This window comes from Mesorhizobium sp. M4B.F.Ca.ET.089.01.1.1 (genome assembly GCF_004022605.1).
Lineage (GTDB): Bacteria > Pseudomonadota > Alphaproteobacteria > Rhizobiales > Rhizobiaceae > Mesorhizobium > Mesorhizobium abyssinicae.
This window is the reverse complement of sequence record NZ_RZOS01000146.1, coordinates 1-12749: the sequence shown is the minus strand read 5'-3', so window position 1 is coordinate 12749 and position 12749 is coordinate 1. Positions and strand designations below refer to the sequence as shown.

Sequence of the window (12749 nt, the reverse complement as noted above, 5' to 3'; positions counted from 1 at the left end):
GTCTTTTAACTCATTGGCGGCCAGTACTCCCCTCATGAGGATGCTGCAGCCACCGCGCCAAACGCCGGTCTCAATGAAATCCCCAGGCACGTTCTCATTAATGGCTCGCTGGACGAGGTCACGCACGTTCGTCAAACGTTTCACACCCGCCATAGAATGAGCAATTGTCGGCCAATCGCGACCCAGGAGGCGATCCTCGCGATTAAAGGGGGTCGACTCTCCCACCTTCGAGGGGTCAATCACCTGCGAACCGGAGCTGTAGATGGTATTGGCAATGATCTTGATGAGGAGATCTGTATAGAGACGGTTCACAATCGACCTTTCAAGCCACTTCGGTTTCGAATCGGAATATGCTGTTGCGGATATCCAGCCGAAGTGCAACTGAACAATCACTTTGCGACGGCCAACCAACAGCGCTGTGCAAGCCAGCCGCAACCCATTGCTAAACGGAGCCACCCCAATGCCAACCGCCGATCAAGCGATGGGCATGATCGAAACGCTCGACATTGCCGTTTTCCAGGTCAAGACTGAGACCACCCTCAGTGACCGCACGAGTTTCCTGCGGGTGCAGAACTTCGCTCGATCGGTGTTCGGCCGTTATGTTTACCTTGAGGTTGGCTCACATCTCGGCGGCAGCCTGTTCCCGCACCTGATCGATCCGGCCTGCGAAGTCGCGGTATCAGTCGATCCGCGGCCTGCGGCCCAGCCAGACGAGCGCGCCCAGGTCTTTCACTACCCAGAAAACTCGGCGGCCCGAATGGTCGCCATGCTCTCGGATTTGCTTCCGCCCGCTGCAATGGCCAAACTGACCACGATAGATAGTGACGTCTCCGATGTGCGTCCCGAGGCGATCGACCCCAAGGCCACGCTTGCGCTAATTGACGGAGAGCATACCGATAAGGCCTGTTTTTCGGACTTTGTCGGCGTTTTGCCACTCATGGAACCGAATTGCATCGTTTGCTTGCACGACGCCAACCTGATCGCCGACGCGATTGTCAATGCGGAGCGCTTTCTTGATCATCTCGGCACCACTCACGCGACTGTATTCCTTCCAGACACCGTAGCCGTGATGGGCCTCGGCAGGCTTGCGTCTGCAGTCCGGGATCAGCTCCAGCCCCACGCATTGGACCGGGAGACTTACCTGGACCGATCACAACGACAGCTATGGTCTCATATAGCCAGCGTGCACTCGCCCAAAATCCATGCCGAACTGGAGCGCCTGCGCTCTGACAATTCGCAGTTGGTCGACGAGATTGAACGCATGCGGAAGGCAAGCCTGGACGCGGAGGCCCGCGTGGCCGCCATGACCTCCAGCACGACCTGGCGCGCATCCGCCCCAGTACGAGCGATGGTCGATCGCATCAAACGTCGCTTCGCAAGTTAAAGTCGCGATGAGCGCAGTTGGAGCCGACGATGAAGCAAGTTGCCGGGGTGTGTCATGGACGAAATTTATTGAAACGCCGCACGTACCGCTCCGATCCAGCCCACTGCGGACGATGGATCGCCAAGCCGGAAAAGTCAGGACAGGTCACAAGCAGCCTTTCCGCCCCTACCCCAGCTCCCGGGCGCCCGACATGTCAGGTATACCGCCGCCGCTGGTGTGGATGCAGTCGGGCCCCTTGCACACTGCTGGAACGGCAGCCAGGAAACGCCGGTCGCATGAGGCGAACAGCATCGCGCCTGTCATCCATCATTGCACGCCAAAAACACCTGACAGGCACGCGCAGTGCTCTGACCAGCGCCTGGTTTTCGGCAACGGTGGGCCTCAAGCATGTGTCATCAACCAGCTCGTCGCCCTGCCGCCGCGGTCTGCGCGTCTCGTCGGATGACCGACCGCAGATCCGACGTCGTGATGTGCTTTGGATCGGCGGCGAACTTCGTCTGGTTGGCAAGGAACGGGAGATCGTACTGCATATCCCGATGTGCGCTTTGCGAATCGCTGGCAGCTTCACTACGACGCAGCGCCTTGCCATATGCGTGTCGCAATCGATGTGAAGAGGTCTCCGGCGGCTCCATCACAGCTATGAATCCCAGAAACAAAATGCGACACCATCAGCGATGATTGCAGTATTTAACGGCGCCGTCGACGACATCAGCAAGGCTATGAGATTGCACCGGGTGTGGATCGCGCTTGCCCACGAGGACATCGGCGACCAGCACAGACGCACGACGCTCGGCCCTCTTTGGCTCCTGGTCAACTACGTCGCGTTCGTAGGCACATTCGTTTTCGTGTTCCAGCCCGCCGGCAAGGATGCAGCGGGTTATGCTGCCTATGTCGCCATAGGCCTCCTGGTATGGTTCTACCTGATGGAAGTCATGTCCTTGAGCGTGTCGCTCTTTCAGCGCGAAGAGAGCTTCATCGAAGGCACGACGCTGCCTTTGTTTGTGTATGTGATGCGATTGGCATTGCAATCCTCGATAAGGGCGGGCTATGCGATCGCGGGATGCGTTGCCATTTTGCTTTTGAGCGGCCCTTCGATCGCCTCTCCGTGGCTATGGTCAGTTGCAGGACTGCTCCTGATACTGCTGGTCACGCCCGCAATGATCACCGTATTCGCGTTTCTCGGAGCTTTCTTTCCCGACAGCCAGTTCATTGTTGGCAATTTATTGCGGGTCGGCATGTTCTTCACACCCGTTTTCTGGGTGTATAACGGCCAAGAGGGTGTCCAGAAATACGCCTACCACTGGAATCCGTTCACTTATTTTCTGGAGATCGTCCGTTTGCCGATCATGAAGGGAGAATTTCCAGCTCATGCGTTCACTGTAACGATCGTCATGTCTTTGGCTACATGGATGATTGCATTGTTGCTGCTTGGTCGTTATCGCAGGCAAATCATCTTCATCATCTGAGTTTTCGATGGTTTCTATCAAGCTGGACAACGTAGGCCTTGTTTACAAACTGCACGAAAAGCTGACGCTTTCCGCGCCGGATCGGCGTGTGGGCAGGCCAGGCGGTAGAATCGAAGGCTCGGGCAGAAAGCAGTTCGTGCAGGCGCTCGACGGCGTCAGTTTCGAATTGAAGGCCGGCGACCGGCTGGGGCTGGTTGGCCCGAACGGTGCCGGCAAGACTACCCTTCTCAAGGTGCTCTACGGCATCTACGAGCCATCCGCCGGAAACGTGGCGATAGAAGGAAAAGTCGACGCTCTGTTCAACATCAACATAGGCTTTCGTCGCGAGGCCACCGGTCGCAGGAACATCGTTTTGCGTGGACTGATCAGCGGGTGGACGGAAGCCGAGATCGAAGAGAAGATGGAGGACATCATTGCTTTCAGCGAGCTCGGGGATTTCATCGATTTGCCATTCAAGGCTTACAGCCAAGGGATGGCCGCGCGACTGGCCTTTTCGGCGGCGACCGCGCTCGATCCCGAGATTCTGTTGATGGACGAGTGGATAGGCGCCGGCGATGCCTCTTTCCAGGAGAAGGCCAAGAGGCGCATGGACGAACTTGCGGAAAGGGCCGGCATTATCGTTCTGGCGAGTCATAGCGAAGGCCTTATCCAAAGCGTATGCACCAAGAGACTGACGCTAAGAAGTGGTCGGGTGGAATCCCTAACGATGGAGCCGGCCAAGCGTGCTGGGACAGTCGCAAGACCCTAGGCTCATGGCGCTCTTCGTGAGCAACGGCGCGCAGGGCCTGTTGCGGTGACGGTAGAATCCCAATATTTGTGCCACTTCTTTCCAGTACTCTGTTACGCCCACAATGCAAGATTTTCGCTACGTTAGCGGCTGCTGAACTTACAGACTCGCGAACGTGCCAGATGAATTACGCTAGACTCTTGAGTTGTTGATGACGAAGCCAAATGCCGTTCCGATGAATGATCTGAAGCGCCTATATCAGCGCTACGAGGTCAAAATCGACCGCGAAGTAGCCAGCACGCTGCGTTCCGGGTGGTGGCTCAACGGAAGCACGGGAAGAAGATTCGCCGCGAACTTTGCGGAGTTTGTAGGGGTGTCGGACTGTGTCCTTGTGGCCAACGGAACGGACGCCCTTGAGCTCGCCCTGGCCTCAGTCGCCAGACTCGGCGATACACGCGGCCGCGAAGTGATCATGACGGCCAACGCTGGGGGATATGCCAGCTGCGCCTGCTGGCACAACGATCTCATTCCGCATTATGTTGACATCGAACCGGCCAGCCAGCTCGTAAGTGTTCAGTCAGTGCAGGAAGCAGTCTGCGCAGATACCGCTGCAATCGTCGTTACACACCTTTATGGCGGTGTCGTCGATGTCCGGGCCATCAGAGCTGGACTTGCACTGGCTGGCCTCTCACACATTCCGATCGTCGAGGATTGCGCTCAGGCGCACGGGGCTCGTATCGGCGGCAATATGGCCGGGTCACTTGGAGATATCGCTACTTTCAGCTTTTACCCGACCAAGAATCTCGGCGCGATGGGTGACGGCGGCGCGGTCCTCACCTCTGATCCTGCACTCGCCGGACAAGTGCGACAGTTGCAACAGTATGGCTGGACTTCAAAGTATCATGTCGGCATCCCGGGAGGGCGAAATTCCCGCATGGACGAGGTCCAGGCCGCGATACTGGATGTATTGCTCCCTGATGTGGACAATCGCAATGAACAACGCCGCGCCATCCTGGACCGATACAAGTCCGTCGCCAGGCGCCGGGTGAAATTCTTGAACGGAGGCGACGGCGCTGTCGCCCACCTCGCCGTGGCCCTCTGTGACGATCGGGATGCATTCAGAGCGTTCATGAAAGAGCGTGGCGTGGATACCGAAATTCACTACCCTGTGCTGGATTGCGACCAGGTCGGCTGGGCGGACTTGCCGATGAAAGGAATTGAGAACCTCCCTGTATCAAGAGCCAGCGTGGGCCGACTCTGTTCCGTCCCTTGCTATCCCGACATGACGAATAACGAGATAGAGCAGGTGTGCCTGGCCCTCGGCGAATGGGAGGCAATGTGACAACACGCTCGATCGTTTTCCCGATTTATCGAAATCAGGCGAACATCCCCTCCCTTCTGCAAGCGATCGCTAATTTCCATTCCATGTATCAAGGCGACATCGAGTTTGTCTTCGTCGTCGACGGGTCGCCGGATGAATCGGGCGCCCTGCTGGTCACCGAGTTGAAGAACTCCGCCTATGTCTACAAGATCATCTTCCACAGCCGCAATTTCGGCTCCTTCACCGCCATTAGAACCGGCCTCGAACATGCTTCAGGCAATCAGGTTGCCGCGATGGCCGCCGATCTGCAGGAACCGCCGGAACTCATCGTCGAGTTCTTTTCGATACTGGAGAAAGACGGGGCGGATGTCGTCTTTGGCCGCAGGGTCGGGCGCGATGATCCGCCCCTGACCCGTTTTCTGTCCAAGGCCTTCTGGGCTGCCTACCGCAAGCTGGTCCTGCCCAGCATGCCGAGTGGCGGGGTCGATATTTTCGCCTGCAATCGCCAGGTGCTGGAATCGATCCTGTCGATTGAAGAGCCGAACAGTTCGCTTGTTGTGCAGCTGTTCTGGGTGGGATTCAGGCGAGAATTCGTAGCCTATCGCCGCCGCGAGCGAGAACATGGAAAGAGCGCCTGGAGCATGGCACGCAGGTTCCGCTACATGATGGACAGCATATTCTCGTTTTCCGACTTTCCGATCGTTCTGACGCTCTGGGCGGGCATTGTCGGTTGCGCACTAAGCTTGATATTCGCATTCGTCACCGTGGTTGCCCGATTGCTTGGCAAGATCGACCCTGCCGGCTACACGACGCTGGTGCTGCTGATCACCGGTTTCGGATCGGCCAGCCTTGCGGTGCAGGGCATTCTTGGCTGCTACCTTTGGCGCGCTGTTGAAAACACCAAATCGCGCCCGCTCAGAATCATAAGCCGCGTCGTCGATGGAACATCCAAATGACGGACAGACCGTTCTTTGTTCATGACCGTGGCATTTGCGAGACTTCGCACGTCGGCGAAGGAACCCGCATCTGGGCGTTTGCCCACGTCCTACCCGGCGCCGTGGTCGGCTCGAATTGCAACATTTGCGACCATGTTTTCATCGAGAATGATGTGATCATCGGCGATGAAGTGACCATAAAGTGCGGTGTCCAATTGTGGGACGGCCTTCGCTTGGGCAATCGCGTCTTTGTCGGCCCGAATGCGACGTTCACCAACGATCGCTTCCCCCGTTCGAAGGAATACCCCGAAACGTTTCTGCTGACGACCGTCGAGGATGGCGCGTCGATCGGCGCCAACGCGACGATTCTGCCGGGCATAACCATCGGCCGTCAGGCTATGATCGGCGCCGGCGCGGTGGTGACCAAGAACGTCCCCGCCAATGCCGTGGTGGTTGGAAATCCAGCCATCATCATCGGCTATCAGACCGGCCCGCAAGTGGAACCGGTGGTGACACAAGCGATCCCCAATGCAGCTGGCGACAGAATGCCACTTGGCGTTGGCGATTGCGAGCTCTGGCGGCTGCCGCATTTCAGCGACCTGCGCGGCGAGCTTGCTCCGCTCGAGTTCGGCTCGAACCTGCCCTTCAGGCCGGCGCGCACGTTCCTGGTCTATGGGGTCCCTTCCGACAAGGTCAGGGGGGAACATGCGCATCGCCAGTGTCATCAGTTCTTGATCGCGGCCCATGGCCGGCTTTCGGTGGTCGTCGATGACGGTCATGACAGAAAAGAGGTGTCGTTGTCTGATCCGTCGATCGGCCTTCATCTACCCCCGGGAATTTGGGGCATTCAGTACAAGTTCCAGCCCGATACTGTCCTGTTGGTCATGGCTTCACATCCGTATGATGCAGCCGACTACATCAGAGACTATTCGGATTTCCTCGCTGTGGTCGGGCGGGATGGCAGCTGATCGCATCGGCGCGGATGCCATCCGCTTTCTTGTCGCCGGCGGCCTGAACACCGCGCTGACCAGCCTTGTCTATTTCGCCGGCCTCACCGTACTCCCATCGGCCCTTTCCTACGCGATTGCCTGGCTGGCGGGCCTAGCGTTTGCGATGGTGTTCTATCCCGACCGCGTATTTCCCGGCGGTCGTACCGGCATTGCCGACAGGCTGGCCATCGGCGGCTCGATCGCTGTCGTGTTTGTGATCGGATTGACTACCCTTCAGTTTCTCGAAGGCATTCTGCAAAACACCGTTGTCGCGTTCTTCATGACCCTTGCCACGACGACCGTCCTCAACTTCCTGATTTCTCGGTGGATACTCCGCAGACCATGCTGACGCGAACAAGCACCATCCGACCGGCAATTAATCTCTTCGCGATCTTTGCCGTGATGTATTTCTCTGAACTGACTTCCTTCCAACTATCGATTGATGAGGAGGTCGCAGCCTTCAGAACGGAGGCCTCGATCTGGATTATCCAAGGGCGCTGGGGCGCCTACCTCATCGAGACATTTATCCTTCCTAATCCCATCATACCTTTCCTCACACCAGGCATCTTTGGCCTGGGCTGTGTTGGTGCCTACCTCCTTGTCATGGACATCATCGACAAGCACGAGCTCTCCGCGGCGGAGTACGCATGTTTTGCGCTTTTCTGCGGCTTCCCGACATGGTTCTTCATGGTCGAGTTTTACTCGAATATTGCCACGATCGGGATCGGTCTTTTCGCGATGGCTCTTTCGGTTTGGCTCGTTAGCAAAGGGGACAATTCGGTCCTCAGCCTGCGTTTCTTATGCGCAATAGTCGCCGGCAGCTTCGCGGTTTCGACTTATCAGAGTTTTGCGCCTGGAATACTTGTACTGGGCATCGCGGTTTCCGTTCTTCGGGCGCGATCTGACGCCAGCAAATCATTTCCTACGGACCTGTTTCGGATGGGAGTCCTCCTGGTCGGCGCTACGCTGCTCTACAAACTCGGCGACGTTATCTTTAGGTCATTTGTCACCGGGAGAAACGAGTATTTCGAATCTCTTTTCCAACTGAGCTTTCTGTTTCAACATCCGGCGACTGTCATTGGGCGCGTGTTGAACGCTGTAAAAGGCGTGTACGGCCTCGACTTTGCCACCTATGGTGCTGCGCTATGGGCGATTCCGCCACTGCTCGCGCTGGGTGGCTTGGCCGTTTTTAAGGACACCGCCCGTCCAAGACTGCTGTTGACGGCAGCAGCCTTCGCTTCGTTACTCGTTCCCTTCGGTTTTCATTTCCTCGCCGCCGGAAACATGCCCACCCGAAGTCTGGCTGGAGCGCCGATCGCGGTGTGGCTTTTTGCCTATGTAGCTGTGACGAGCAAAAATCCCAGGATTCAGGTCCCGTCGGCGATATTGCTGGCGGTGGCGCTTTTCCAGATCCAGGTCATCCAGAATTCTCGCCAGGCATCCAACTACCTACTCGACAAGCACGATACTCTTCTTGCCGTCTCGATCTACAACCGATTGTCGACGACACCGGGGTATGACGCAAAACGCACATATGCCATCAGCGTTTTCGGCTCGCAGCCATTTGCGACCACATATCCAAGAACGCCCGGCTCAACGGTGGGATACTCCTTCTTCGAATGGGACGGCGGCAATTCCTGGCGGATTGCCTACTACATGAAACTGCTGGGTTATTCCAATTTGAACGGCGCAACGCCGGATCAAGTCGACCGAACAATTATCCGTCTTTCAACGATGCCGGTTTGGCCTGCTCCCGGCAGTGTGGAAATCAAGGACGACATCGCGCTGATAAGGCTCGGCGAGACACCTAGCTACCCAAATCAGCAAGCCCTCGAAAGGGCGGCTAACCGTTGAAGCCACCGCAACTGGTTCCCTCACGGAAGTCCTTCAGCGAGGGATGGCGCAGCTTCTCCTCGCCTCGCCGGTTCAAAGAACTAACGCATTTCATTAGCTTTAGCTTTCGCCAGATGTTTAGTCCCGGCATTTGCTGAAGCGGATTGAGTTTGAAGGTTCCGGTTGTGACGCCCACGCCTTGCAATGAACTCGTAGGGCGTGAGACCCTTGAGGGTCTTGAGCCTGCGGGCGAAGTTGTAGGCGGCGACGAAGTCGGCGAGATGGGTGCGGAGTTGGTCGTGGCTTCGTAGTAGAAGCGCTTGACGGTGGCGTCCTTGATAGTCCGGTTCATTCTCTCGACCTGGCCGTTAGTCCACGGATGCCTGGCCTTGGTCGTGCGGTGCTCGATGTCGTTCCTGGCGCAGGCGTATTCGAAGGCGTGAGCGCGGAATATCTCGCCACTTGCGATTGCCTCTTTGATCAGCGGCACCGCCGAGCCACCGGCATAGGGGGTGGTGAACTGGATGCCATTGTCGGTAAGCACGGTATGGATCTTGTAGGGCACGGCCGCGATTAACCGCACTAGAAAGTCTCTTGATACGGCTGTGGGGGCCTTCTCGTGCAACTCGACGAAGGCGAACTCGAGGGTGCGGTCGATAGCGACGAACATCTGCGGCTTGCCCTGCTCGGTCCTGACCTAGGCAATGTCGATGTGGAAGTAGCCGATCGGGTAGCTCTTGAATTTCCTCTTCGCCGGTTTGTCGCCCTCGACATCCGGGAGCCGGCCGATGCCATGGCGCTGCAGGCAGCGATGCAATGAAGATCGCGTCAGGTGCGGGATGGGCGCTTGAAGCGCATAGAGGCAGTCGTCGAGCGGCAGCAGCGTGTAGCGGCGGAAAGCAACAATGACCGCCTCTTCCTCAATCGAGAGCACCGTCGAACTCGGTTCCTTCGGACCGTCGGTAGATCGGCGACCGAAGCTGGCCTCTTCCACTTCGCAACCGTCTTCTAGTTGATCCCGATGGCGCTTGGCCAGCGTCCTCAGCCTCTCTTGACTATGCTGTATCGCTCGACGGACCGCCTCTGTCGTTGTGGCGCTCCCATGCAGAACTTGCCCATAGCGCATCTTTTGATTCGGAAGACAAGGATGCTCCATCAAAGCCCGGGATCAAACATCTAGCAGCGCTTGTCCGGCGTCACGGCGCGGTTTGTGAACTGAAGGTTGCGATCAGGGCGGCCGGCATCCCGGCATGGCTGGCAATAGAGCACCTTGATCAGATCCCAGTGCATGCAGCCATCGTCTACGCCCAGGCGCCGGAAGCGCCGCCACGTCGAGCACGACATGTTGAATGCAAGGCATGCAATTTATGTTTACAAGGCGCTCTGTGAACAGCAGCAGGTGGCAACCAAAATGACTTTCGAGCAAATTGCAACCCTTTATTCAGACTACGCTAATAGAGCGGTCAGCACCGAACTTCACCCAAACGATGTAATGTACAACACTGGTCCGTCACATTACTTCAACGTCGGGAAGTCGGGCGTGCAGGCCATTCTCACAGGCCTCTCGCTTTCGTGGCGCAGCCAGGTGATGACGGTTCTCGACTTGCCTTGCGGCCACGGCCGCGTTGGCCGGCACCTTAGGCAGCTCTTTCCCAATGCCGAGCTTTTCTATTGCGACATTGATGCCGAAGGGGCTGACTTTTGCGCCCGAGCGTTTGGCGGGAAAGCCATACACTCAAAGGCTGACCTGCTGCAGGTTGATCTGCCAAAAAAACTCGACATGATCTGGGTCGGGTCGCTCTTCACTCACGTCGACAAGCGGCGAACGGATGCATGGCTGCACTACCTTGCCGACCATCTGAGCGATCACGGCGTTCTTGTCGCCACCTTCCATGGCTATTTCACTGGGAAAAATACCAAGTTTCACGGCGGCGTGGATGAGGCGCGAGTTCGCCGAGAGTTCGAGACAACCGGCTTCGGCTATTCGCGATACACCACCCTTGCCGGCGTGGAGGACTATGGCCTATCGCTGTCGAAGCCGTCCGCTGTTCTCGACATCGCCGACACAATTCCCGGCGTGCGCGCCTCGTACATCGAGCGCGGATGGGCAAACAATCACGATGTCTTGGTGATCAACAAGAATGATCGGTTGGCTACCCTTGGCTGATCTGACCTTGCCCCTGTAGTCTAATCCGGTTTGAAGTTCGTTCTGGCCCATCGAAGAGGACCAGGACATGAAGCGCAGCCGCTTTTCTGAAGAGCAGATCATCGGAATTCTGAAGGAGCATGAGGCCGGGGTCTCGGTCGTCGATCTGTGTCGGAAGCACGGCGTCAGTGATGCTTCGATCTACAACTGGAAGGCCCGCTTCGGCGGGATGGATGTTTCCGAGGCTCGGCGACTGAAGGCGCTGGAGGACGAGAACACGCGGTTGAAGCGGCTTCTGGCCGACGCCATGCTCGACAATGCCGCGTTGAAGGATCTCGTGGGAAAGAAATGGTGACGCCCGCGGCCAAGCGGAAAGCTGTCGCTCGCCTGAAGGAAGGCTTCGGGATGAGCGAACGGCGGGCGTGTAAAGCCATCGGCGGTTGCCGCATGACGGTTCGCTACGAGACCAGCAGGCCCGACGACCGCGAGCTTCGCGCACGGATGAAGGCGATCGCGCAGGAGCGTCGCCGGTTCGGCTACCGGCGCCTGCTCGTGATGCTGAGGCGGGAGGGCCTGGTCGTGAACCACAAGAAGCTGTTCCGCCTCTATCGGGAGGAGAAGCTCGCCGTTCGCCGACGTGGCGGCCGCAAGCGGGCGATCGGGACCAGGGCGCCGATGCTTGTGCCGCTGAGGCCCGACGAGCGCTGGTCGCTCGACTTCGTATCGGACCAGCTCACCGACGGCCGTCGCTTGCGCATCCTGGCCGTCGTCGACGATTGCACGAGAGAGTGCCTGGTACTCATCGTTGATACATCTCTCTCGGGCATGCGGGTTGCCCGCGAACTGGACCGGCTCATCACCGAGCGTGGCCGGCCGAGGATGATCGTCAGCGACAATGGCAGCGAGTTCACCTCGAACGCCATCCTCGCCTGGGCGGATCAGAACCGCGTCGAATGGCATTACATTGCGCCCGGCAAGCCGATGCAGAACGGCTTCATCGAGAGCTTCAATGGCCGACTGCGCGATGAACTACTCAACGAGACGCTGTTTACCTCGCAGGCTCAGGCGCGCGTAGCCATCGCCCTGTGGCGCGCCGACTACAACACCGCGCGGACGCACTCCCAAATCGCCTGGCAGACACCGGCCGAGTTCGCCAGCACCTTCAATCCGCGACGGTCGCTCGCGCTGCGCTATGCCAAAGGCTCCGCGCCAGCGCCCGTCGCTTCACCCGCCCAGCAGGGCAAAACCCACGCCGGAAACGAACTCAAAACTGGATAAAAACTGGGGGCAACGTCAGATCGCACGCGCTACTGACTGAAGGCGACTTGGCCACTGTGAAAAAACACTGGCGGGCCTGGTGACACCGGCCCATACCTAGTCTAGTTGATCGACCGTTGCTAACAAGGCCTCGGCGATCCGGAGGAAGTATGCAACACACATTGCCGTACCTGGCAGAGGCGGAGCATATCGCGGCCAAAACTGGGAGCCCTGAACAGGCCCTCGCCGCGCTCAGAAAGCTAAGCCTCGACGACTTCGGGCTGTTCGTAATTTCCTTGCCGAACAAAGAATACCCAGCGCTCTCGAAGATACTGCCGCGCATGGCCAGCCCAGAAATACAGACCACCTGGACGGGTGCAAGTGGCGTTGAACTCCTGAAGCAGACCCTTGCCTTCACGCGGATCGTTGAGAGCTGCGCCGTTCGCCATACTCAAAAGCCGCTTCACGGCTCCACGATCCTCGACTTCGGATGCGGCTACGGGCGCATCATGCGGATGATGTACTTCTTCTCAGATCCGGATCGCCTCTGGGGCGTCGACGCATGGGAAAATTCGCTCATGACCTGCAAAGAGGCCGGCATGCTTGGTCATTTTGTGCAGTCCGAGCGAGTGCCCGAAAGGCTGCCGGTCGGCGATACTAAATTTGATCTCGCCTTTGCTTTCTCTGTGTT

Annotated in this window: 13 protein-coding genes and 1 pseudogene; 12 read left to right on the top strand and 2 right to left on the bottom strand. The window is 57.9% G+C overall.

Annotation, left to right across the window (positions count from 1 at the left end; all coding sequences use genetic code 11):
* Positions 1-312 (bottom strand): TylF/MycF family methyltransferase (locus EN780_RS15880; RefSeq protein ID WP_245499982.1); only part of this gene is annotated, 312 nt, incomplete at its 3' end.
* Positions 313-460: 148 nt separating this feature from the next.
* On the opposite strand from EN780_RS15880, the gene EN780_RS15875 reads away from it, so the two are divergent.
* From EN780_RS15875 to EN780_RS15835, 9 genes are all read left to right on the top strand, one after another.
* Positions 461-1384 (top strand): class I SAM-dependent methyltransferase, encoded by a 924-nt coding sequence (locus tag EN780_RS15875; RefSeq protein ID WP_127310554.1) that lies wholly within the window; start codon positions 461-463, stop codon positions 1382-1384.
* A gap of 275 nt (positions 1385-1659) precedes the next feature.
* Positions 1660-1995 carry a hypothetical protein gene (locus EN780_RS15870; RefSeq protein WP_127310553.1) on the top strand — a complete coding sequence of 112 codons (336 nt, stop codon included), beginning with the start codon at positions 1660-1662 and terminating at the stop codon, positions 1993-1995.
* A gap of 63 nt (positions 1996-2058) precedes the next feature.
* Positions 2059-2850, top strand: a complete 792-nt coding sequence (locus EN780_RS15865; RefSeq protein ID WP_127310552.1) for an ABC transporter permease — start codon at positions 2059-2061, stop codon at positions 2848-2850.
* Positions 2851-2857: 7 nt separating this feature from the next.
* Entirely contained in the window at positions 2858-3598 is a 741-nt protein-coding gene (locus EN780_RS15860; RefSeq protein WP_127310551.1) for an ABC transporter ATP-binding protein, read from the top strand.
* A 190-nt stretch (positions 3599-3788) separates the two neighbouring features.
* Positions 3789-4919, top strand: coding sequence for a DegT/DnrJ/EryC1/StrS family aminotransferase (locus EN780_RS15855; protein ID WP_127310550.1), 1131 nt, complete (start codon positions 3789-3791; stop codon positions 4917-4919).
* Positions 4916-5854 carry a glycosyltransferase family 2 protein gene (locus tag EN780_RS15850; protein WP_210212306.1) on the top strand — a complete coding sequence of 313 codons (939 nt, stop codon included), beginning with the start codon at positions 4916-4918 and terminating at the stop codon, positions 5852-5854. The genes EN780_RS15855 and EN780_RS15850 overlap by 4 nt, the downstream gene beginning before the upstream one ends.
* Positions 5851-6801: a WxcM-like domain-containing protein gene (locus EN780_RS15845; RefSeq protein ID WP_127310548.1), complete on the top strand. Its 951-nt coding sequence runs from the start codon at positions 5851-5853 to the stop codon at positions 6799-6801. Before EN780_RS15850 ends, EN780_RS15845 begins: the two co-directional genes overlap by 4 nt.
* On the top strand, positions 6791-7171 hold the full coding sequence (locus EN780_RS15840) for a GtrA family protein (RefSeq protein ID WP_127391634.1): 381 nt from the start codon (positions 6791-6793) through the stop codon (positions 7169-7171). The genes EN780_RS15845 and EN780_RS15840 overlap by 11 nt, the downstream gene beginning before the upstream one ends.
* Complete coding sequence (locus EN780_RS15835; RefSeq protein WP_128274657.1) at positions 7165-8676, top strand: glucosyltransferase domain-containing protein; 1512 nt, start codon at positions 7165-7167, stop codon at positions 8674-8676. The genes EN780_RS15840 and EN780_RS15835 overlap by 7 nt, the downstream gene beginning before the upstream one ends.
* Before the next feature lie 80 nt (positions 8677-8756).
* On the opposite strand, the pseudogene EN780_RS15830 reads toward EN780_RS15835, so the two are convergent.
* Positions 8757-9781 (bottom strand): annotated as a pseudogene (locus tag EN780_RS15830) (IS481 family transposase).
* Positions 9782-9997: 216 nt separating this feature from the next.
* Between EN780_RS15830 and EN780_RS15825 the strand changes: the two are divergent.
* The 3 genes from EN780_RS15825 to EN780_RS15815 form a co-directional block, all read left to right on the top strand.
* Complete coding sequence (locus EN780_RS15825) at positions 9998-10822, top strand: class I SAM-dependent methyltransferase (RefSeq protein WP_187331203.1); 825 nt, start codon at positions 9998-10000, stop codon at positions 10820-10822.
* Positions 10823-10889: 67 nt separating this feature from the next.
* A protein-coding gene (locus tag EN780_RS15820) for an IS3 family transposase (RefSeq protein WP_127391629.1) occupies positions 10890-12079 on the top strand; the annotation gives its coding sequence in 2 pieces (ribosomal slippage) (positions 10890-11139 and positions 11139-12079; 1191 coding nt in all).
* Between the two features lie 149 nt (positions 12080-12228).
* On the top strand, positions 12229-12749 hold a 521-nt coding region (locus tag EN780_RS15815), incomplete at its 3' end, for a class I SAM-dependent methyltransferase (RefSeq protein WP_128274656.1).